At 44.6% G+C, this 22,156-nt stretch carries 24 protein-coding genes; 9 read left to right on the forward strand and 15 right to left on the reverse strand.

Annotated features, from left to right (window positions below; translation table 11 throughout):
- Positions 1-11: 11 nt before the first annotated feature.
- From LJ707_RS18930 to LJ707_RS18940, 3 genes are all read left to right on the forward strand, one after another.
- On the forward strand, positions 12-464 hold the full coding sequence (locus LJ707_RS18930; RefSeq protein ID WP_228954022.1) for a MarR family winged helix-turn-helix transcriptional regulator: 453 nt from the start codon (positions 12-14) through the stop codon (positions 462-464).
- Between the two features lie 103 nt (positions 465-567).
- The gene (locus LJ707_RS18935) at positions 568-1,071 is read left to right on the forward strand and encodes an FKBP-type peptidyl-prolyl cis-trans isomerase (RefSeq protein WP_228954025.1); all 504 of its coding nucleotides are present in this window, start codon (positions 568-570) and stop codon (positions 1,069-1,071) included.
- A gap of 5 nt (positions 1,072-1,076) precedes the next feature.
- Positions 1,077-2,021 (forward strand): FKBP-type peptidyl-prolyl cis-trans isomerase, encoded by a 945-nt coding sequence (locus LJ707_RS18940; RefSeq protein WP_228954026.1) that lies wholly within the window; start codon positions 1,077-1,079, stop codon positions 2,019-2,021.
- Between the two features lie 69 nt (positions 2,022-2,090).
- Here the strand turns inward: LJ707_RS18940 and LJ707_RS18945 are convergent, their stop codons facing one another.
- From LJ707_RS18945 to lpdA, 3 genes are read right to left on the reverse strand one after another with little or no spacing between them, the layout of a single operon-like run.
- Positions 2,091-2,528 (reverse strand): sterol desaturase family protein, encoded by a 438-nt coding sequence (locus LJ707_RS18945; RefSeq protein WP_228954028.1) that lies wholly within the window; start codon positions 2,526-2,528, stop codon positions 2,091-2,093.
- A 39-nt stretch (positions 2,529-2,567) separates the two neighbouring features.
- A complete protein-coding gene (locus LJ707_RS18950) occupies positions 2,568-2,954 on the reverse strand; it encodes a four helix bundle protein (protein WP_228954030.1) in 387 nt (128 codons plus the stop codon).
- A gap of 47 nt (positions 2,955-3,001) precedes the next feature.
- Entirely contained in the window at positions 3,002-4,405 is a 1,404-nt protein-coding gene (gene lpdA / locus LJ707_RS18955) for a dihydrolipoyl dehydrogenase (RefSeq protein WP_228954032.1), read from the reverse strand.
- A gap of 220 nt (positions 4,406-4,625) precedes the next feature.
- On the opposite strand from lpdA, the gene LJ707_RS18960 reads away from it, so the two are divergent.
- Together LJ707_RS18960 and LJ707_RS18965 are read left to right on the forward strand one after the other, a co-directional pair.
- On the forward strand, positions 4,626-6,500 hold the full coding sequence (locus LJ707_RS18960) for a CocE/NonD family hydrolase (protein WP_228954034.1): 1,875 nt from the start codon (positions 4,626-4,628) through the stop codon (positions 6,498-6,500).
- A gap of 4 nt (positions 6,501-6,504) precedes the next feature.
- Positions 6,505-8,160 carry a M1 family metallopeptidase gene (locus LJ707_RS18965; RefSeq protein ID WP_228954037.1) on the forward strand — a complete coding sequence of 552 codons (1,656 nt, stop codon included), beginning with the start codon at positions 6,505-6,507 and terminating at the stop codon, positions 8,158-8,160.
- Positions 8,161-8,178: 18 nt separating this feature from the next.
- Here LJ707_RS18965 and trmD read toward each other — a convergent pair whose 3' ends face one another.
- The 5 genes from trmD to LJ707_RS18990 all read right to left on the reverse strand — a co-directional run bounded on the left by trmD (position 8,179) and on the right by LJ707_RS18990 (position 10,834).
- Positions 8,179-8,856: a tRNA (guanosine(37)-N1)-methyltransferase TrmD gene (gene trmD / locus LJ707_RS18970; protein WP_228954039.1), complete on the reverse strand. Its 678-nt coding sequence runs from the start codon at positions 8,854-8,856 to the stop codon at positions 8,179-8,181.
- A 128-nt stretch (positions 8,857-8,984) separates the two neighbouring features.
- Entirely contained in the window at positions 8,985-9,185 is a 201-nt protein-coding gene (locus tag LJ707_RS18975; RefSeq protein WP_228954040.1) for a helix-turn-helix transcriptional regulator, read from the reverse strand.
- A 4-nt stretch (positions 9,186-9,189) separates the two neighbouring features.
- Positions 9,190-9,624 (reverse strand): hypothetical protein, encoded by a 435-nt coding sequence (locus LJ707_RS18980; protein WP_228954042.1) that lies wholly within the window; start codon positions 9,622-9,624, stop codon positions 9,190-9,192.
- A gap of 67 nt (positions 9,625-9,691) precedes the next feature.
- On the reverse strand, positions 9,692-10,216 hold the full coding sequence (gene rimM / locus LJ707_RS18985; protein ID WP_228954043.1) for a ribosome maturation factor RimM: 525 nt from the start codon (positions 10,214-10,216) through the stop codon (positions 9,692-9,694).
- A gap of 81 nt (positions 10,217-10,297) precedes the next feature.
- Positions 10,298-10,834, reverse strand: coding sequence for a 30S ribosomal protein S16 (locus LJ707_RS18990; protein ID WP_228954044.1), 537 nt, complete (start codon positions 10,832-10,834; stop codon positions 10,298-10,300).
- A 149-nt stretch (positions 10,835-10,983) separates the two neighbouring features.
- Between LJ707_RS18990 and LJ707_RS18995 the strand changes: the two genes are divergently transcribed.
- On the forward strand, positions 10,984-11,514 hold the full coding sequence (locus LJ707_RS18995; RefSeq protein WP_228954045.1) for a 5'(3')-deoxyribonucleotidase: 531 nt from the start codon (positions 10,984-10,986) through the stop codon (positions 11,512-11,514).
- 59 nt (positions 11,515-11,573) lie between these two features.
- Here LJ707_RS18995 and pfkA read toward each other — a convergent pair whose 3' ends face one another.
- The 4 genes from pfkA to LJ707_RS19015 are packed head-to-tail and all read right to left on the reverse strand — an operon-like array spanning position 11,574 to position 15,494.
- Positions 11,574-12,551, reverse strand: coding sequence for a 6-phosphofructokinase (gene pfkA, locus LJ707_RS19000; RefSeq protein WP_228954046.1), 978 nt, complete (start codon positions 12,549-12,551; stop codon positions 11,574-11,576).
- The gene (locus tag LJ707_RS19005) at positions 12,548-14,254 is read right to left on the reverse strand and encodes a protein-disulfide reductase DsbD (RefSeq protein ID WP_228954048.1); all 1,707 of its coding nucleotides are present in this window, start codon (positions 14,252-14,254) and stop codon (positions 12,548-12,550) included. The genes pfkA and LJ707_RS19005 overlap by 4 nt, the downstream gene beginning before the upstream one ends.
- 17 nt (positions 14,255-14,271) lie before the next feature.
- On the reverse strand, positions 14,272-14,721 hold the full coding sequence (locus LJ707_RS19010; RefSeq protein WP_228954050.1) for a protein-disulfide reductase DsbD N-terminal domain-containing protein: 450 nt from the start codon (positions 14,719-14,721) through the stop codon (positions 14,272-14,274).
- Positions 14,718-15,494: a biotin--[acetyl-CoA-carboxylase] ligase gene (locus LJ707_RS19015; RefSeq protein WP_228954052.1), complete on the reverse strand. Its 777-nt coding sequence runs from the start codon at positions 15,492-15,494 to the stop codon at positions 14,718-14,720. Before LJ707_RS19015 ends, LJ707_RS19010 begins: the two co-directional genes overlap by 4 nt.
- Before the next feature lie 47 nt (positions 15,495-15,541).
- Here LJ707_RS19015 and rsfS point away from each other — a divergent pair, with 47 nt between their 5' ends.
- The 3 genes from rsfS to LJ707_RS19030 all read left to right on the forward strand — a co-directional run bounded on the left by rsfS (position 15,542) and on the right by LJ707_RS19030 (position 18,805).
- Positions 15,542-15,916 (forward strand): ribosome silencing factor, encoded by a 375-nt coding sequence (rsfS, locus tag LJ707_RS19020; protein ID WP_228954054.1) that lies wholly within the window; start codon positions 15,542-15,544, stop codon positions 15,914-15,916.
- Between the two features lie 70 nt (positions 15,917-15,986).
- Positions 15,987-18,107, forward strand: a complete 2,121-nt coding sequence (gene ftsH / locus LJ707_RS19025) for an ATP-dependent zinc metalloprotease FtsH (RefSeq protein WP_228954056.1) — start codon at positions 15,987-15,989, stop codon at positions 18,105-18,107.
- Between the two features lie 59 nt (positions 18,108-18,166).
- Entirely contained in the window at positions 18,167-18,805 is a 639-nt protein-coding gene (locus tag LJ707_RS19030; protein WP_228954058.1) for a lactate utilization protein, read from the forward strand.
- Between the two features lie 4 nt (positions 18,806-18,809).
- Here LJ707_RS19030 and LJ707_RS19035 read toward each other — a convergent pair whose 3' ends face one another.
- From LJ707_RS19035 to LJ707_RS19045, 3 genes are read right to left on the reverse strand one after another with little or no spacing between them, the layout of a single operon-like run.
- On the reverse strand, positions 18,810-19,469 hold the full coding sequence (locus LJ707_RS19035; RefSeq protein WP_228954060.1) for a gluconate 2-dehydrogenase subunit 3 family protein: 660 nt from the start codon (positions 19,467-19,469) through the stop codon (positions 18,810-18,812).
- A gap of 10 nt (positions 19,470-19,479) precedes the next feature.
- On the reverse strand, positions 19,480-21,213 hold the full coding sequence (locus LJ707_RS19040; protein WP_228954061.1) for a GMC family oxidoreductase: 1,734 nt from the start codon (positions 21,211-21,213) through the stop codon (positions 19,480-19,482).
- A 38-nt stretch (positions 21,214-21,251) separates the two neighbouring features.
- Entirely contained in the window at positions 21,252-21,962 is a 711-nt protein-coding gene (locus tag LJ707_RS19045) for a DUF1080 domain-containing protein (protein WP_228954063.1), read from the reverse strand.
- Positions 21,963-22,156 lie beyond the last annotated feature (194 nt).

The raw sequence follows: 22,156 nt of genomic DNA on the forward strand, positions 1-22,156 counted from the left end.
TTTGCTAAATTATGCGTAACCCGTTAAAGCATCAGGAAACAATAGATTATCTGCTGAAGATAGTTTGGCAAAATATGGCCAACCGTTATAACCAGATTGTTATTGAGCATGGCATTACCCAAAAAATAGGTTACCTTTTAATCAATATTGATGAAACGGAAGGTACCACCGTATCACAGGCGGCGCAGTTGCTGGGCTTAAAATCAACCAGCCTTTCGCGTATGCTTAATCACCTGGAAACAACCGGATTGATTTACCGGGAAATGAACGCGGGCGACAAGCGCTCGGTTAAAATATACCTCACCCCCGCGGGTATTGAAAAGCGCCAGCTTGCCCGCCAGGTGGTAAAGCAATTTAACAATTACCTTAACAGCCGCATTAACGAAAAGGAGCGTGATTACCTGAGCAACCTGCTTAAAAAGATCAATACCCTCACCCTTAATTATGATCCTGATAAACATTGATCAACTGCTAAAATAAAGCATCCGCCGCAGCGTTAAACGTTAAAAAGTGTTAAGCTGCTGTTTTTGAATTATAAAAGAATAACTTTGCCGGTTGAGAAGTAAGATGAACAGGATACTGTTGGTTATATTGTGCTTTGCAGCGGTGGCTATGGCCGCGGGCTGTAAAAAATCATTGGTAGGTGCTGAAAGGTACCGTGAGCAAGCCCGTATTGACGACGAGTTGCTACAACAATACATTGCCGATAATAACCTGCAGGATGTAGCTCAGCGTATTGATACAACGGGTGTTTACTACATAGTGGTTAATGAGGGCAGCGGTAATGATGTTTTCACCAACTCGACCAAGGTAACGGTGGGTTATAAGGCCAAATTATTGTTAACCGGCCAAACTGTTGATTCCACTGCCAACTTTCATCCATCATACACGCTGGGCAGCGGCATTATCAGGGCATGGCAATTGGGTATACCACAGGTGCAGGAAGGCGGCAGGGTACGCATTTTATCACCATCGCGCTATGCGTATGGCCCGTACGATCAGCCTAAGTATGGCATACCGGCCAACTCACTCCTCGAATTTGACATAACGCTATACGACGTAACGAACTAACATAGATGAAAAAAAAACTATTTACACTTTTATTGTTCTCAACCGTGATCTTCGCATCATGCAATAAGGATAAAGTTTATCCTAACATTAAGGAGTATGATGACCAGCAGATACAAAACTATATAAGCACCAACGGCCTGAGCGGCATGGTGCGCGATACCAGCGATAGCGATACATCAGGCTTATACTATCAACTTATTGATAAAGGTTTGGTTGATAGCCCGCGAATACAATATTCAGATCGTGTAGCCATGGTATATACCATCCGCAGTTTTGATGGCAGATACATTGCTACTGATACTATAATTAATCATTATTATGGCTTTTTAGGTCAATTTAGAACAGCGAATTTACCCCAGGGCTTGCAAAACGCAATTTATAATGTGCTAAAGTATAAAGGCGCAAGCGCGCGTATACTTATTCCATCGCGTATGGCTTATGGTGTTAACGGTTACGGATCGGGCAGCAGCAGTTCGGGCAACCGTATAGCCGGTAACCAGTGCCTTGATTATTGGGTGCGCATAGTGGCTGACCAAAAGGCTTATGATGATTTAAGCATCAACAAATACGCAAATGCTTATGGCATCGGTATTACAGGCTATACCAAAACTGCTTCCGGCCTTTATTATAAAATTTCAGGATCAGATACCGGCAGGGTAATCGCAAAAACATCAACAGTTGGTGTTACTTACTCATTGTATAACATGAACAATACCAAACTTGACGAAGCTACAACAAGTACAAGCTTTGTTGTTGAACAATTGGTTCCGGGTGTTATTGAAGGTTTAACAAAAGTACGTAACGGGCAAACTATTTCGCTTTTGGTGCCGTCGGGTTTAGCTTATGGTATGTCAGGCAGTACTTCTATTCCCTCATTTAGTTCATTACGATGGGATTTCTCGGTTTCCAGTGTAACAAGCAACAGCGGCGGCGGTGTTGGTGAGGATTAAATCATTCAGATATTTCAAAGAAAACAGAGGCTTGATACAAAATATCAAGCCTCTGTTTTTTTGATATGATCAACGAAACCATTTTTTACTCGCAACCAATAACCCAAATTCTTCCGAAGGATTTTTCTCTGTGGATTTGTGGTGAATTTTATGCGCCCGGCGAATACCCGCCAGGTAACGGTTTCGGCTTTTAAATGCTTTAAAGCGGTTATGGATAAACCAGTCATGAAATATAAAGTAGATGGTGCCGTATATGCTGATGCCGGTGCCTATCCAAAAACGATAATCTAAAGTAGTATGGCCCAGCCACATCAGCCAAAGGGCTAATACGGCAAAGCCGATACTGAACACATCATTCAGCTCAAACCAGCCATGGCGTTGCTGATGGTGTGTTTTGTGTATAAACCACAGCGGCCCATGAAACAGGTATTTATGAATAAACCACGAAAAAGCCTCCATAAAAGCTATGGTGGCTATGGTTATGGCTATGTTGATGAGAATTGGCATGATGTATTTTCAATATTGTAAGGTTTGAAAGTTGTAAAGTTATTTTCGTTTTTTATCCGCTTCAAATTTCTTTAAGTATTCTATTAGTGCTTTTGTTTTGCTTGAGAATTCAATACTCTTGTTGTAAAACTCATTGTATTTTGTTTCAACGATTTTACCGGCTTTAAAAAGTATGATAAGCTTGTTTCTAAATTCTCCGGCGGAGCCTTTAGCATAGTTAAGAAAACGTATGAAGTCAGGATTGTTATTATATTCAAACCCTTCAGCAATATTGTCTGACATAGAACAAGCCGCTCGTCTGATTTGGTCTTTCATACCCCAATCAGAGCGTAGCGGCTCGTTATCGCAAATGTTATAAATCTCAACTGCTATATCTACAGCTATTTTCCAAATCTCTAAATCCTCAAATCTTTGAAACTTAGCCATCGCAAGTCAACATTATAACTTTTAAACTTTACAACTTTTTAAGGTTGTTAAATATGTATGGCCCGGTTGCCGGTTGCGGCAAGGCAGGCTTCGCGCATGGCTTCGGTGTAGGTTGGGTGCGCGTGGCTGGTACGGGTAACATCCTCTGCTGATGCACGGTACTCCATTGCTAAAACGGCTTCGGCAATCATGTCCGCGGCGCGTGGACCTATCATATGTACACCTAATATCTCGTCGGTAGCGGCATCGGCCAATACCTTAACAAATCCATCCAGATCGCCGCTGGCACGTGCACGCCCGCTGGCCTTGAACGGGAATGACCCGGTTTTGTACTTGGTGCCTTTTTCTTTAAGCTGCTCCTCGGTAAAGCCAACGCTGGCAACCTCGGGCCAGGTGTAAACCACGCCCGGTATCAGGTTGTAGTTAATATGCGGTTTTTGTCCGGCTATTATCTCGGCTACAAAAGTACCTTCATCTTCGGCCTTATGGGCAAGCATAGCGCCTTTAATCACATCGCCAATGGCGTAAACACCTTTAACGCTGGTTTCCAGGTGCTCATCAACGGTGATCTTACGGCCGCGCTCTTCAACGGTAAGGCCAATGTTTTCCAGTCCCAGGCCATCGGTATAAGCAATACGGCCTACAGCTACCAGGCAGTAATCGCCTTTAAGCTCTTTCTTTTCGCCTTTAGGGCTGTCAAAAGTAACCGTAACTTCTTCACCTTGTACAGTTGCGCCGGTAACCTTGTGGCCCAGGTAAAACTCCATACCCAGTTTGCTTAACACTTTTTGCAGCTCCTTGCCCAGGCTTTTATCCATGGTTGGGATAATGCCGTCCATGAATTCTATTACAGATACCTTGGCACCCAGGCGTGCGTAAACCGAACCCAGTTCCAGGCCGATAACACCGCCGCCAATCAGCACTAAATGCTTAGGCACTTCTTTAAGCGTTAAGGCCTCGGTAGAGGTGATGATGCGTTGTTTATCTATCTTGATAAACGGCAGTGCCGATGGTTTTGAACCCGTAGCAATGATCACGTTTTTGGTGGTCAGTTCCTGCGTGCTTTTATCATCTTTAGTAACTACAATGGTGTTCTTATCCTTAAATGAGCCAATACCCTGGTGAACGTCGATCTTATTCTTTTTCATAAGGTAGGTAATGCCGCTGGTGTTGGCGGTTACTACTTCCTCTTTACGCTTTATCATCTGGCCAAAATCAATACCCAGGTTATCCAGGTTGATGCCATGTGTTTTAAAGGTATGCGCGGCATTGTGGTAATGCTCAGATGAATCGAGCAGGGCTTTTGAAGGGATGCAGCCTACGTTTAAGCAAGTGCCACCAAGCGTGCTGTATTTTTCAATGATAGCGGTTTTTAAACCCAGTTGGGCGCAACGTATAGCAGCCACGTAGCCACCCGGCCCCGACCCTATTACGATAACATCATATTGCATAGTTGTGTGTTTTATTACGGGGCAAAGTTAAAACATTAAATGCTGGTATTGAAACTAAACCAACCCTAATATGCCCCTTTTATACCTCTGTTTGACAATAGGACAGCATACTGCATAATTTGTTTGTTACACATATACTACGGCCATGCTACAGCCTGCCATATTGCTATATTATTATTACTTTAGATGCATTAACTGTACACTCAAATTTTTCGACCAAGTGAAAAAGCTTACCGCACTGTTTTTAACAGCCATGGCTGTTTGTAATGCTGCCTTTGCACAGCAAGACTATGTTAAGGAGCACTTTACCAAAAAGGATGTTTACATCACCATGCGCGATGGGGTAAGGCTGTTTACCTCCATTTACACCCCTAAGGACGCCTCAAAGCAGAACAAGTACCCGATAATGATGCACCGCACCTGTTACAGCATAGGCCCGTACGGTGCTGATAAATACCCCGGAAGGCTTGGTCCATCAGCCGAGATCATGAAAGAAGGCTACATTTTTGTTTACCAGGATGTGCGTGGCCGCTATAAAAGCGAAGGCACCTGGACCAACATGACCCCGGTTATCGACAATAAAAAAGGCAAGACCGATGTGGATGAAGGATCGGATACGTATGACACTATCGACTGGCTGATCAAGAACGTTACCGGTAACAACGGCCGTGTTGGGCAATACGGCATATCGTACCCGGGCTTTTACACCGCGGCGGGCATCCTGTCAAACCACCCGGCATTGAAGGCGTCATCTCCGGGCGCGCCTATATCTGATTTTTGGTTTGATGATTTTCACCATAACGGTGCTTTTATCGAAAGCTATTTTTTTACCTTCCCGGTGTTTGGTGTGCCTAAAGGTAAGGCCGATACAACCGGCGCATCATGGTTCGCTAATAAAATGATCAACCCCGGCACGCGCGATGGCTACCAGTTTCTGCTTGATCTTGGTCCGCTTAAAAATGCCGATAACTACTATAAAGACAACTTTTTTTGGCAGGAAACCATTGATCATCCCAACTATGATGAATTTTGGCAAAAGCGTGGTTTGTTAAAGCACTTCAATAACAAATCAAAAACCGCGGTAATGACGGTGGGTGGCTGGTTTGATGCCGAGGATCTTTCGGGCCCACTGAATATTTACAAAACCATCGAGAAAAAAAATCCATCAACTTACAACACCATTGTGATGGGGCCTTTCGGCCATGGCCGCTGGTCGCAGGAAACAGGGCATACGCTGCACAGCAATGTATACTTTGGCGATAGCATAGCTACCTTTTACCAAAAAGAGATAGAGGCTAAATTTTTCAGGCACTTTTTAAAGGGTAAAGGTGATAAAGCTACCGGCCTGCCCGAAGCGTATATGTTTAATACCGGCAAAAAGGAATGGGCTACTTTTGATAAATGGCCCGCCGCCAATGCCGAACACAAAAAATTCTACTTAGCCGCCGATGGTAAACTGGCCGATGCGCAGCCAACCACACCAGGCTCGGTAAGCTACATAAGCGACCCTATGAAACCGGTGCCTTATACCGAGGATAACTCCACAACCGCGGGCTTTACACCATTTGGATATATGAGTGAGGATCAGCGCTTTGCGGGCCGCAGGCCGGATGTACTGGTTTATCAAACCGATGTATTAACGGATGATGTGACCCTTGGCGGCGAAATCATGGCCAACCTGAAAATAGCCACTACCGGTACTGATGCCGATTTTGTGGTGAAGCTGATAGATGTTTATCCGCCTGATGAGCCGAACCACGCCTTTATGCCTAACAAAAGCATTATACTAAGTAATTACTGGCAAATGGTACGCTCGGAAGTGATGCCGGCGCGTTTCCGCAAGAGCTTTGAAAAGCCGGAAGCGTTGGTTGCCGGGCAAAAGGCTGATGTAAACTTCCGTTTGCAGGATGTGCTGCATACCTTTAAAAAAGGCCACCGCATTATGATACAGGTACAAAGCACCTGGTTCCCGATAGTGGCGCGCAACCCGCAAAAATTTGTGGAGAACCCATACAAAGCCGAACAAAGCGATTACATAAAAGCTACCGAAACCGTATTTAACGATAGCTTTATTGATGTACAGATATTAAAATAATCCAATGAAGAAAACCTTATTACTCCTGCTGGCCTGCAGTACGATGATCGGCACCGCATCGGCCCAGTTAATGAAAAAGAAAACCGAATTTACACGTGCTGATACGCTGCGGGGGATGATAAGCCCGCTGCGTGCCTGCTATGATATTAATTACTATCACCTTGATGTTAAGTTTAACATCGATCAAAAATTTATCAGCGGCAGCAACCTGTTTAAATTTACGGCTACCGAAGATTTTACCAAACTTCAGTTTGACCTGTATGATAACCTTAAAGTTGAAAAGGTGACATACAAAGGCAAAGAGGTTCCTTTCACCCGTGAGTTTAACGCGGTGTTTGTTGCCTTCCCTAAAGCCATCAAAAAAGGCAGCAGGGATGAATTTACCGTTTATTATTCAGGTAATCCAACCATTGCTAAGAATGCACCCTGGGACGGCGGCGTGGTGTTTACTGCCGACTCATTAGGTAAGCCCTGGGTTGCTACGGCCTGCCAGGGGGCGGGTGCCAGCATCTGGTGGCCAAATAAAGATCATCAGGCCGACGAGGTGGATAGCATGCTCATCAGTATCAGCGTGCCAAAGGGGCTGAAAGATGTATCAAACGGCCGCCTGCGCAAGGTAACGCAACTGAAAGATGGCTATACCCGTTTCGATTGGATCGTTAAAAACCCGATCAACAACTATGATGTTGCCGCCAACATAGGCGATTATGCCAATTGGACAGACAGTTATGCCGGCGAAAAGGGGAAGCTCGACCTGAGCTTTTGGGTGTTGAGTTACAACCTCGCCAAAGCAAAAGTTCACTTTGCCGAAGATGTAAAACCTATGCTAAAGGCATTTGAACACTGGTTTGGGCCATATCCTTTTTATGAGGACAGCTACAAGCTGGTTGAAACGCCTCACCTGGGTATGGAGCACCAAAGCGCGGTGGCCTATGGTAATAAATACAAAAAGGGTTACCTGGGTATGGATATGTCGGGCACAGGGTATGGCACCAAGTGGGATTACATTATAGTGCACGAGAGCGGCCACGAATGGTTTGGCAATAACATTACCTCCAAAGATATTGCCGATATGTGGATACACGAGAGCTTTACTACTTATAGCGAGGGTATTTATACTGAAAGCCGCTGGGGCAAGCAAGCCGGGCAGGAGTATATACACGGGCAGCGTACCGGCATTTCAAATGATGGCCCTATTGTTGGCCCGTATGATGTAAATAAAGAAGGTTCGGGCGATATGTATCCTAAAGGAGCTAATTTATTGAACATGGTACGTACCATTATTAACGACGATGAAAAGTGGCGCGGCATCCTGCGTGGCCTGGGCAAAACCTTCTACCACAAAACGGTTACTTATGATGATGTAACCAAATACATCAGCGAGCAAGCCGGCATTGACCTGTCGACCGTATTTGAGCAATATTTGAAACATGGTACCTTGCCGATACTTGAACTGGTGGATATTCGCGGTAAAATATATGCCCGCTGGATTGCGGAAACACCGCGTTTTGCCATGCCGGTACGCCTGAGAACCAAAGGTGGAGAATATAAAATGATAAACGTTGGCAAACGCTTATCGCCATTAGCGCTTGATGGCGCTACTAAAGATAATGTAGAGGTTGATACCTTTAATTACTACATAGGCGTATTGCAGGAATAATTCCCTGCAATTACGCTTTTACTCATTCAAAAGGTCGGGACGGCGGGTTTTGGTACGCTCCAAAGCCTGCTCAAACCGCCACTTCTCAATTTCGGGCGTATTGCCGCTCAATAAAATATCGGGTACCTTATGGCCGTTCCAGTCGGCCGGGCGGGTATAAACCGGGGCATCCAGCAGGTCGCCCTGAAAGGAGTCGGACAGGGCCGATGTTTCATCGCTCAGCACACCGGGAATCAGCCTAACAACCGTATCAACCAATACCGCCGCGGGCAGCTCACCGCCGGAGAGTACATAATCGCCAATGCTCATTTCACGGGTAACATACAGATCGCGTACACGCTGATCTATCCCCTTATAATGCCCGCAAAGTATAATAATGTTGCCTTTTACCGATAGCTGGTTGGCAATATTCTGGTTAAGCGTTTCGCCGTCAGGCGTCATAAAAATCACCTCGTCATACTCTCGTTCGGCCTTTAGTTTTTCAATGCAAGCCGCGAAAGGCTCAATCATCATCACCATGCCGCTGCCGCCGCCGTACGGATAATCGTCGACGCTTTTATGCTTATTGGTGGCATAATCGCGCAGGTTATGTACATGAATTTCGGCTATGCCCTTTTTTTGCGCACGCAACAAAATAGAATGTGCAAACGGACTTTCGAGCAGGCCAGGTAAAACGGTAAGGATATCAAAACGCATGAGGCAAAGATAGTGATTGGTGGTTGGAGATTAGTGGTTGGTAATTAGTAATTAGTTTTTAGAGATCAGTACTCAGTTCATATATGTAATAGTTATTTAACTAATCTCTAACTACTAATCTCCAATCACTAATCTTCCTCCTCCAGTAAAAATATACTTTCAACCGGTTTTTCAAATACGCGGGCAATCTTTAGGGCCAATACAGTTGAGGGTACGTATTTATTACTCTCAATAGTATTAATGGTTTGGCGCGATACACCGATCAGCTCGGCCAGTTCGCCCTGAGTCATGTTTTTAATAGCGCGCTCAACACGCAGATTGTTTTTCATGCGGTTAGTCGTTATTTTTTATTGAACGGTTTAGCTGATAGATTGACCACTTAAAGCGAATGATAAAAAACAATAGTGGCGTAAATATAAAATGAGCAGCCACACCCAGCATAACATGCCGTGTATCCAAAAGAATGATGCACAATATTAAAATGGCATAATTAAAATAGATAGACCATTGCAATGAGTCAAGGCGGAGCTGCGCTATTTGTTCATCCTCAATCCGCTCCTTACTAAAGGCTATCAGAAACAATCCGCCTATCCACATTGATACTGCGGTATCATGCAAAAATTCTGTAAGGTTTAAATTTTGGCGGAATTGCCAGTTAACAAAGCTATCTCTAAAATAATAACCGAATGAAGCTACCACAAAGCCCAGTATAAATAATACAACGCCAATGCTGCGACATTTGTAAGGAAATAAGAAACGTGATTTCATGATTGTAAAGTTTGATTTACCAAAAGTAAAACAAACTTTACATATGTCAAATATATTTGACATATTTTTATTCCATATATACATCAAGCAAACCTTCGGGCAGTTCAATGTATAATTCACCATCCTCGGTATTGATGCCTTTAACGGTAGTCTCGTTCAGCGGGAACAGTACCTCGCGGTTGTTATAACGTACCGTGGCGATGATCTGCTGGGGGTATTCCAATACATCGGTTATTTCGCCGAGTTCGCCGTGGTTGTCGTCAATGGCGATGAAGCCTTTTACATCCATCAGGGTAAACTCCTCCTTCTTTTTCCTGGGCTTTAGCTTACCGGCCAGGTATACATCCTTTTTTACCAGTGTCGATGCTTTTTCAATAGTATCCACATCCTCCAGGTTAAGGTAGCATACATTCTGCATCGGGTATTTTATGGAGGCTACAAAGTAAGGCACCTGCTTGCCGGCTATCTCTACAAACAGCGAGTTGAATTTAATAGCGTCGAGGCCATCAAAATCAACATATAGCTGCATTTCGCCTTTTAGTCCGCGGGTTTTTGATATGGTACCTATCCTGAAGTTTTCCTGCTTGCTCATGGGTTGTAAATTCAATATAACAACAATGGCGATGACCGTTTAGGGTACATCGCCATCATTTAAATTTTTTGTGAAGAATAATTATTCAGCGTTTTCGCTGGTTTCTTCAGTAGCGGTTTCAACAGCTTCCTCAGTTGCAGGAGCTTCTTCTTCGGCTACAGGAGCATTTTTAGCAGCGATAGCGGTAGCTCTGTCTTCTTTCTTTTTAGCTTCAGCAGCTAAAGCAGCTTTACGGGCATCATCCTTAGCCGAAGCCAGGTTTGATTTTTTACCAGTGATCTTGCCTTCTTTTTGGTCAACCCACTCAGCAAATTTAGCATCAGCTTGTTCCTGAGTTAAGGCACCTTTAGTTACACCACCTTTTAAGTGTTTTTTGTACATAACACCTTTGTATGAAAGGATAGCGCGGCAGGTATCAGTTGGTTGTGCACCGTTATCAACCCACTCAAAAGTTTTATCAAAGTTGATATCAATTGTAGCCGGGTTAGTGTTTGGGTTGTATGAACCTAAACGCTCAATAAAACGGCCATCGCGTGGAGCGCGTGAGTCGGCTACCACAATGTAGTAAAAAGGCTTGCCTTTTTTACCATGTCTTTGCAATCTGATCTTAGTTGCCATGTTTCAATTTAAATTATGTATTCAACATTCCCCCGGAGTTTTCTTTCAGCGGGGACGCAAAGGTACTAAAAATTATAATTCGTAATAGCCTTATTTTCAAATTAAAATAAATGCCAAACAATACCGCCGCAACGTGTATTTTTAACACCATGGAGAGAAAACTACGACTTGCCATTGATATGGATGAGGTACTGGCCGACACCATTGGCAAATTTATAACCGTATACGAACAGCGGCATCAAACCATAGTTAAACTGGATGACCTGCCGGGTAAGGAATTTCGAGAGGTATTGCCCGAAGAAATACGCGATACCCTGCGTGTTTATATTAATGAGCCCGGCTTTTTCAGGGACATTCCGGTAATGGAAGGCGCTTATGAGGTGGTTGAAAAACTGCACGAAAAGTATGATCTGTACATTGTATCGGCCGCTATGGAGTTCAAAAACTCACTGGCTGATAAACTGGAGTGGCTGAACGAGCACTTCCCCTTTATATCATGGACCAACATTGTTTTTTGCGGACATAAAATTGTGGACGTAGATATATTGATAGACGACCGCATTAAAAACTTTGTGAACTTTGAAGGCCGCAAGCTGTTGTTCACCTCGCCGCATAACCTGGCCATACATGATTATGAACGGGTTAACAGTTGGAAAGAGGTGGCTGATCTGCTGCTGTAAATACAAAAGGCTTTTGCAGTTAATGCAAAAGCCTTTTGTATTTATTTGAGTTATCGCTTTTATAGCGACAGTATCTCAACCAGCTTAACCATGTTGGTATTAAGCTTTGAGTGTTTTTTGCAGGCGTGATCAAATGGGGTGTAAGTGATCTCGCCATTGATAATACCTACCATTTCACCGGTGCGGCCTTCTTTCAGGGCTTCAACCGCTGCAAAACCTACCTGGCTTGCCAATACCCTATCCATACAGGTTGGTTTACCGCCGCGCTGTATGTGGCCCAATATGGATACACGTGTATCTATCTGGGGGAATTTTTCTTTGACGATGTTGCCTATCTCGAAAGCGCCGCCTTCGCGGTCACCTTCGGCTACGATCACTATGCGGGATGATTTATCCTTACGGCCGTGTTCCAGCCTGTGGATCAATGCCGGCAGATCCTCGGTGCTTTCAGGTACCAGCACCACCTCGGCGCCTGATGCTACACCCGCGCGCAGGGCGATAAGGCCCGAGTCGCGGCCCATAACCTCAACAATAAACAGTCGGTCGTGCGATTCGGCTGTGTCGCGTATCTTATCCACCGCGTTTATAACGGTATTAATGGCGGTATCATAACCAATGGTATAATCGGTACCAACAAGGTCATTATCAATAGTGCCGGGTAAACCAAGGATCGGAATACCGTACTCCTGACCTAATAAGTTCGCGCCGGTAAATGTACCATCACCGCCTATGGCCACCAGTGCATCAACCTTATGTTTTTTAAGCTGATAATAGGCGAGTTTACGGCCTTCGGGTGTTTTAAATTCTTCGCTGCGGGCTGATTTTAGTATGGTGCCGCCGCGCTGTATAATGTTTGAAACTGATTTACGGTTCATGGGCTCGTACTCGCCGTTTATCATGCCCTCGTAGCCACGGCGTATGCCGGTGACCTGAAAATTATGATATAATGCTGTACGTACTACCGCCCTGATGGCAGCGTTCATGCCCGGCGCGTCGCCGCCCGACGTAAATACTCCAATATTTTTTATCTCACTCATTTTTTATTCTTGTAGGCAGCTATTCCGCTGTCCAAAAAATTTATATAACTGTCAATGTTAAAGTTAGCGCCTGATGGCTGTATCTGCTGTCCGTTAGCATCATTCATCAGGTTGCCGTCGCTATCCAGCAATACATAGTATGGCTGGGCGTTAGCACCAAAACGCTTACCCTCCAGGTCGAGCCATTTTGCGCCTAATGTAGTGATTTTTTTGCCACTGAAATCAGATATATATACTTCGTTGGGCTTTAGCGCTGTTTTTTCATCAACATATAACTGTAGCAAAACATACTCGTCCCGCAGGCGCTTAAACACGGCCGGATCTTCCCAAACATCATTCTCCATTTTGCGACAGTTAACACAATTCCAGCCGGTAAAATCAATTATAATGGGTTTTTTGAGTTGCTTTGAAACCAGTAAAGCCTGCTCATAATCATACCAACTATTAATGCCTTTTATACGTCCTCGCTTAAACAGGTCAGCATATTTTTTTTCACCTACTGATACTTTCTGAGTCGTAATCGGCGCGGCTTCGCCGGCATTGTCTGACAGGTAAAAATCCTGCGTGGCGGGCGGCGGCAAAAACGCACTGATTGATTTAAGCGGCGCACCCCATAATCCCGGGATCATGTAAGCAACAAAAGCGAAAACTATAGTGGCAAACATTGTACGCGGTACCGAAAGGAATGCCAGATCGCTATCGTGCGAAAATTTGATCTTGCCGATAAGGTACAGGCCCATCAGCAGGAATATGGCGATCCATAATGACAGGAATACCTCGCGGTCAAACCAGTCCCAATGGTAAGCCAGGTCAACATTCGACAGGAATTTTAAAGCGAAAGCCAACTCCAAAAAGCCCAGTACTACCTTAATGCTGTTAAGCCACCCACCCGATTTAGGAAGGCTTTTTAAGGTAGAGGGAAATAGCGCGAATAAGGTGAATGGCAACGCCAGCGCTAATGAAAAGCCGAACATGCCTATGGCCGGACCTAAACGCGCGCCCTTTGAAGCCGCATCAACCAACAAAGTGCCGATGATAGGCCCGGTGCATGAAAATGATACCACCACCAGCGTGGCGGCCATAAAAAATATACCGGTAAGGCCGCCTTTGTTTGAATTTTCATCAAGCTTATTGGCCAGCGAACTTGGCAGCGTTATTTCAAAGGCTCCCAAAAATGAGATGCCGAATACCACCAGCATCAAAAAGAAGAATATGTTAAAAATGCCGTTTGTTGATAGGGCATTCAGCGCCCCGGGGCCAAATCCAAGTGTAACAACCATACCAAGCAGCACATATATCACAATGATGGATAGGCCATAGATCATGGATTGCGTTATGCCCTTTGCCCTCGAGCCTGCCTTTTTAGTAAAAAAACTGACGGTAAGTGGCAGCATCGGATAAATGCAAGGCATGGTTACAGCTATCAATCCGCCTAAAAAACCGGCAATAAATATCTGCCACAGCGTTTTTTGGGCGTCCTTTGGTGCGGCTACTGTGGTTTTGGCTGTTTCCGCTTTTTTAAGCGTATCCTGCTTTTGTTTTGCTTTGGCAGCAGCTAAACTATCAGCCGCGGTAGGTATGTCAGTAAATTCAATGCCATCAGTTGATACCGTATCCTGTGCTTTAGTGCCGGATGCAAAGGCTAACGAGCTAACAATCAGTATAAATAATATGCGCTTAAGCGACGTTGTGAGCGTATTCATCGTTTAAAGGGGCGCTATTATTTAACGGGTATGCTAAACGCTACTTCTTCAGGCGGCAGGCATTTCATGTCGTTACAGGTCATGTACTCCAGTTTGCCTTTAACCGTAGTTGCCTTGGCCGATTTTAGTTTGATTTTTTGCTGAAATATTACTGCTTTTTCAAAGTAAGTAACATCCATACTAAATACCTTTTCATATTTGGTAATGCCTTTTGGTTCGGTGGTTTTGCCTACGGGTGTAAAATCCTTTGAGGCGGCAAAAGTGAATGATGTTTTATTAGGCCCGCCTTCTTTTACATTTTGCGAGTATATATGCCAGCCATCTTCCATGGTGGCTTTAAAAAACACAACGGCCTCGGTTTTACTTACCCTTTTGGCAGCATAGCTCCATTTTACGGGGGTTTCTATCTGCGCAAACGCGCTTGCTGATAGCATAATGGCGGCAAATAATACCAGTAGTTTTTTCATGTAGTTGGGTTTAAAAATTCTATTTCTTTGAGGTCAAACGTTAATTCTTCAGTTTCATTTTGCAGCACCAGTAAACCATTTGGGGTTACCCCGGTAACTTTGGCGGCAAAAATATAATTATTTGACTTGAATTGCCGCTTTTCGTTTAATCCATACAGGCATTGGGCATATTCGTTACGCAGTTCATCAACTTTGCCTGCCTTTAATTCAAGGTAAGCCGCCTCAATACCACCGCAAAGGTCTGAAAGTAAAGCTTTCAAATCATAATCCCTGTGTAATATCTGTTTAAGCGATGATGCATTGGTTACATCTTTCGGAAAATCGTTTTGATTAACATTTATACCTATGCCTACGATAGCGTGTTTAATGGTATTTGAAAATAAAATGTTTTCAATTAAAATCCCACCCACCTTATAATCGTCATAGTATATATCATTGGGCCATTTAATTTTTAATTGGTTACCCAATATTGGTTTAAGCGCGCGCTGTATGCCTACGCTAACGGCACGGTTAAGGTCAAATTGTTTATTTATGTCTAAAAAAACGGGATTAAGTAATATGCTGGCAGTAATATTTTTACCGGGTTGTGCATGCCAGGTATTTTGCCTTTGGCCACGGCCGGCAAACTGTTCTTCTGCCATAATGACGGTGCCTTCGGGCACTGGCGTGGAATTTGACAGTAAATTCTTTAGGAATGTATTTGTTGAGTCAACTTGTTTAAGAGTTACTAAATTTTGGCCAACAAATAATCCTGAAAATATGTTACTTTGCAATGTATAATATTCTGTATATTAAAATCGTTCAAAACTAATTCTTTTTAATGGTAAAAAATAAAGCGATAAATGAATCCGCTTACATTTCTGAATTAGCCATACACGGCATCCAGGAAAAAAAAGGGAATGATATAGTGAGGTTAGACCTTCGGAACATATTCAGTTCAGTTTCTGATTACTTTGTAATATGCCATGCCGATTCGTCAACACAGGTACGTGCCATAGCGGGGAGCGTTGAGGATGAAATATACAAGGCTACCGGGCAGGAACCGTGGCGCAAAGAAGGCCTTGAATACAGCGAATGGATACTGCTTGATTATATTGATGTGGTTATTCACGTATTCAGAACAGATAAAAGAGAGTACTACGGTGTTGAGGACCTTTGGGGCGATGCCGAAATAAAAAATTACAGGAGCGCTTAAATTACGCAACCATATTAACCATTGCCTATTATTTAAATATTGATTGTAAGTTTGAGCAGGTATAAAACACATGAAAGATAATAAATTGGATAAGCCAAAACCTATAAGAAGACTATCGAACAAAAAGATAACACCCAAGCCACCTAAGTTTAACCTGATGTGGCTTTACGCGGTTGTTATTATTGCGGTGTTGGTTGTACCAACCATACTCGATAACTCACAGGGCAAACGTATTGCCTACAAACGCTTTGAAACACAGATGCTGAAACAGCGTGATGTGGAGAAGGTGGAAGTTTACAAAAGCGGAGAATTAGTTTATGCTGATGTTTATATTAAACAAAGCAGCCTTAACAAGCCGCAGTATGAAGATGTTAAAAAGGACAAGCGCTCCATCAGCATCGGCTCAAACGGCCCGCAGTATACCTTTACTGATGCATCTTACGAAAGTTTAAAGCAATCCATCAACACGGCGGAGAAAGACCTTACTGATGAGCAAAAAACGCCTATCGTATTTGTACAGCATGAAAACTGGCTGTCAAACTCGTTATTCCAGTTCATCATTATGGGTGTGCTGCTGGTAGCCATATGGATGTTTATAATGCGCCGTATGAGTGGCGGCGCGGGTGGCGGTCCCGGCGGTCAGATATTCAACATCGGCAAATCAAAAGCAACCTTGTTTGATAAGGAAGCCCAGGTAACCGTTACGTTTAATGATGTGGCCGGTTTGGAAGAAGCCAAGCAGGAAGTTATGGAGATTGTTGATTTCCTGAAAAATCCGAAAAAATATACCAATCTGGGGGGTAAGATACCTAAAGGCGCCTTGCTGGTAGGCTCACCGGGTACAGGTAAAACCTTATTGGCAAAAGCCGTTGCAGGTGAGGCGCAGGTGCCTTTTTTCTCGCTGTCAGGATCTGACTTTGTGGAGATGTTTGTTGGTGTGGGTGCATCACGTGTGCGTGACCTGTTCCGCCAGGCTAAGGATAAAGCGCCATGTATCATTTTTATTGACGAGATTGACGCTATTGGCCGTGCCCGTGGCAAAAACAATATTGTAGGCGGTAATGATGAGCGTGAAAATACACTTAACCAGTTACTGGTTGAGATGGATGGTTTCGGTACCGATTCAGGCATCATCATCCTGGCTGCAACCAACCGTCCGGATGTACTTGATTCAGCATTGCTTCGTCCGGGCCGTTTTGACAGGCAGGTATCTATTGATAAACCCGATCTGGTTGGCCGCGAGCAGATATTCAAGGTACACTTAAAGCCTGTTAAACTGGCTGATGGTGTTGATGCTAAAAAACTTTCGGCACAAACCCCGGGTTTTGCAGGTGCAGAGATTGCCAACGTTTGTAATGAGGCCGCACTTATTGCTGCCCGAAAAAACAAAGAGGCGGTTGACATGCAGGATTTTCAGGATGCTATTGACCGTGTGATCGGTGGCCTTGAAAAGAAGAACAAGATCATCTCGCCCGAAGAAAAACGTATTGTGGCTTACCACGAGGCCGGTCACGCTATAGCAGGCTGGTTCCTGGAGCATGCTGATCCGCTGGTTAAGGTATCAATAGTGCCACGCGGCGTGGCTGCGTTGGGTTACGCACAATACCTGCCAAAAGAGCAATTTTTATATACTACCGAGCAATTGCTTGATGGTATGTGCATGACGATGGGTGGCCGTGTTGCTGAGGATATTGTATTCAACAAGATATCAACAGGCGCGCAAAATGACCTTGAGCGTATTACCAAACTGGCTTATGCCATGGTAACCATTTATGGTATGAACCCTAAAGTGGGTAATGTATCATTTAATGATACACAAGGCGAATACCAGTTCAACAAGCCGTACTCTGAAAAAACATCAGAGCTGATTGATGAAGAGGTACGTAACCTGATTGGCCGTGTTTATGAAATGACCAAGCAATTGCTTAATGATAAGCGTGAAGGCCTGGAAAAACTGGCTAACAAACTGCTGGAAAAAGAGATCCTTTTCCAATCAGATCTGGAGGAAATCTTGGGCAAACGTCCGTTTGACCACCGTACCACGTATGATGAGTTTGTTAACGGCGCGCAGGAGTCAAACCAGGAGCCGGTTGCTCAAAACCTTGTACACGAGGGTGTAAACGATCATTCAGGTACCTTTAACCGTAATCCTGAAGAAACTGATACCAGCGGTACTGATACCGGTAAATAAATATTAATAACCCATAAAGCCATCCGCATAAAAAACGGATGGCTTTGTTGTTTATACTGATGAAAGACATTACTACCTCTAAAGAAAAGCTGCTGAAAAAGATACGGAAGGCATTGCTTGAAAAGCGCGAAAACCCATACCCCAACTTTGAGGATCAGCCGCTTTACCCGCCTGCCGATGATATGCTGGAAGTAATGTTTGCCGAGCAATTTACAGCCATAGCCGGGCAGTTTGTTTTTTGTGAGGATGAGGTGCAGTTTATTGAAAACCTGCTTAACCTTGCCGAGGAACGCAAATGGCATAAAATATATTGCTGGGAGCCGGCCCTGCAGCAAGTATTGCAGCAATATGAGTACCCGTATTTTGAAACCGATAAAGATTTTGACCAGGCACAGGTAGGCTTTACCCTTTGCGAGGCGCTTATAGCCCGCAACGGCAGTATATTGCTTACCAACGAGGGTATGGCGGGGCGCAGGCTGAGTATATACCCGCCGGTACATATTGTATTGGCCTATACCTCTCAAATGGTTCTCGATTTGAAAGATGGGTTCAAGCTGTTAAAGCATAAATACGGCAATAACCTGCCCAGCATGATCACCAATGTTACAGGGCCAAGCCGTACAGCCGATATTGAGAAAACGTTGGTATTAGGGGCACATGGCCCCAAAGAGCTTTTTGTTTTTTTACTGGATGGATGACAAATTACGTGCTGTTTGAAAAACCGTACTGCTTTAATACATCGGCAGGTACGCCTGCCCATTGCGGGTTAGGCGCATTACCGGCATAGCCAATATCCTTCATCCCCATTTGGGAGGTAAAAAAGCCTGTAGCTACCAGATCGCGCATGCGGTTAAAAAATGCTACACCCTGCTGCATGGCCGGTTTAGCCTTTTTGGGATAAGCTATCTGGTCTATCAGTTCAATGCGTTGTTCTGGCTTGCATTCTGCAAATATCGCGTTAAAGCGGTTAAGGCATTGTACATCCAGCCAGCGCAGGCCACCGCGTAACGGTACCTGATGCTCGGGCTGATCCTTAGCAATAAACTCTATAAAATCAGGCACCTTAGCGTCTGAAGCGCTGCCGGACACATCATCCTTCGGGATAATAATATCAGCCAGGATAGTGATGGCAGCCATCTCCTGGGCGGTAAAATAGCGCTGAGATTGCAACAGCTTATCCCGCTCTATTTCCCAGGCCTGCCTGCCCGGGTTGGTGTCGGTTGCCTGTGGCTGGGCTTGTTCCTGCGCCGCAGCCGGGGTTTCAACAACTTTCTTTTCGGGTTTGGGCTTGCAAGCATCAAGCAATAAGGTTGTTGATAGCGTGCCTAAACCAAGAGCTTTTAAAGAGTCGCGCCTGTTCATATTCCCAAAATTAAACGTTAAGTTTTTTACGTTGCGATAAAATATATTCGGCCGTACGCATACTCAGGGCCAGTATGGTCCAGGTAGCGTTTTTGTCGCCCTGCTGCACAAATGGCGCGGCATCAACCACAAAAAGGTTCTTGCAATCATGCGCCTGGCACCATTTGTTCAAAGCCGATTTTTTAGGATCATTACCCATACGGATAGTGCCTACCTCATGGATGATTTTGCCGGGTGCTTCAAGGCCATAGCCGGTATCGGCACCTTTAAATTCGGCACCTAAAGCGCCCATGTTGTGCATAATCTCCTTAAAGGTTTCCTGCATGTGTTTGGCTTGTTTGTACTCGTCAGGTGCCCATTTGTAATGGAAACGTAGCACAGGTATGCCAAATTTATCAACCACTTCGGGGTCTATCTCACAATAATTATCGGCACGGGCAATAGCGGTACCACGCCCTGCCATATAAACTTCAGTGCCAAAAAACCTGCGGTAGTCATTTTTTAGCGATGCGCCATAGCCGCCGGCCTCTTTCATTTTACCATCAGTACCGGGTACCAGTCCGTTCTTCAGGTGCATGCCTGAGCCAAAGCCGTATGATGGCATTTTCATGCCGCCGCCGTATTCAATGTGGTATCCGCGCGGAAAGCCAAGTTTTTTGTTATCAAGCCACCAGGGTGAGTAAATGTGAATACTGCCTACACCATCCTCGTTATAACGTTTACGATCCAGCAGTTGCGGTAAAAAACCCGATGCGCTTGATCCGGTTGAGTCATGCAGGTACTTGCCCACTACATTGCTCTCGTTGGCCAGGCCATTAGGGTGTGCTGCCGATTTAGAGTTAAGCAGTAACCTTGCCGACTCGCAGGCGCTGGCACCCAATATTACTATTTTAGCCTTTACCTGGTATTCCATCATATCATCCTTACTTACGTAGGATACGCCTGTTGCTTGTCCGTTCTTGTCGGTAAGCACCTCGCGAACCATAGCGTTTGAGATTACCTGCAGGTTGCCGGTTTTCAGCGCCGGGATCACCAGGCATGATGATGATGAAAAATCGGCATATATTTTACAACTGCGGCCGCATTGCCCGCAATAAAAGCAGGCATTACGGTCCTTATTGCCGGGTAGTGCCTCAGTAAGTATCGAACCACGACTTGGGATGGTGGTAACACCGGCTTTTATAGCCGCCTTTTTTATAAAAAGCTCATTCAGCCTTGGTTTAGGCGGAGGTAAAAATATACCATCAGGTTCACTTTCTATATTCTCCACCGTGCCGAACACCCCTATCAGGCGGTCAACCTTATCATAATAGGGTTTTATCTCGTTATAAGTAAGCGGCCATTCTTCAGTAAGTCCGTCGGTAGGTTTAAAATCCTTCGGGCCCATACGTAATGATATACGGCCCCAGTGGTTGGTGCGCCCGCCCAGCATACGCGAGCGGAACCATTGAAAATCGGTGCCATTCTTGGTGGTGTAGGGTTCGCCATCAATTTCCCAGCCGCCAAAAGCCGCGTCAAAATCGCCAAAGGGGCGTGTTGTACCGGCGCCACGGCGTGGAGATTCCCAACTGAACCTTAGCTGATCGGAGTTTTTAGCGGGATCATAAAATGGTCCCGCCTCCAGCATTAATACCTTTAAACCGGCATGGGCCAACACATAACCGGCCATGCCGCCCCCGGCACCCGAACCCACGATCACCGCGTCATAAACAACGGTTGATTTTTTTATCTGAAATTCACTCATGCCTGTCCTCCCGGCAAAAAATAAAACTTAGTTAAATATTAAAGCTCTTTTATTTTAATATCGCGATAGTAAACCGCGTTGCCATGATCCTGTAAAGCTATGTGGCCTTTGTGATAGGTAGCAAACGCCGGATAATCCTTAAACTTACTGCCGGCAACAAGCGCTTTCCACTCCGGGCCCCAAAGTTTTACATTAACAGTTTTGCTGCCATTCATCCAAAAGGTAAGCTGGCCATCTTTCTGGCGTATTTTAATGGTGTTCCATTCGCCGGCAGGTTTTGCCTTTTTTGATGGAGCGATAATGTCATATAACGATCCGGCAAGGTGGTTGTCTTTTTTATTATCTTCAGCCTTAACATCATCAAGTACCTGCATTTCAATACCGGTTAAAAATGAGTAGCTGTATTTCGGGTCTTCATTCACATCGAATATAATACCGCTGTTGCCGCCTTCGGCTATTTTCCATTGCAGGGTAAGCTCGTAATTCTCGTACTCTTTATCAGTAACCAGGTCGCCGCGGCCTTCTGCACCGGGGTTAAGGCTCAAAGCGCCGTCGGTTACAGTCCATGCGTCGCCAACTTGCTGGCCTTTATTATAGGTATGCCACCCGGTGGTGGTTTTGCCGTCAAATAACGATACCCATCCTTTTTTATCCTTTGCGGGGGTAGTAGCGGTAGTTGTTGGTACGGTTTGGGCAAATACTGTGTTGCAAAATAAAAGAGCAGCAATGCCCGGTAATAATTTTTTCATAGTTATATTCAATAAGTTTTTTGTGTGCATGCAAGTGTAGGTGCGGTAAATATATTGCTTTTTTAAATAGATGCTTTACAATTTAAAAGCAGGCATGTAAAAAAGTAGATACCATTTTATGAACGTAAGGTTATTAAAACAGGTATATAAAGGCCTCGTTAATAGTATAAAAATTTATTTTACTATCTTGCAAC

Source organism: Mucilaginibacter sp. UR6-1 (assembly GCF_020880975.1).
Lineage (GTDB): Bacteria > Bacteroidota > Bacteroidia > Sphingobacteriales > Sphingobacteriaceae > Mucilaginibacter.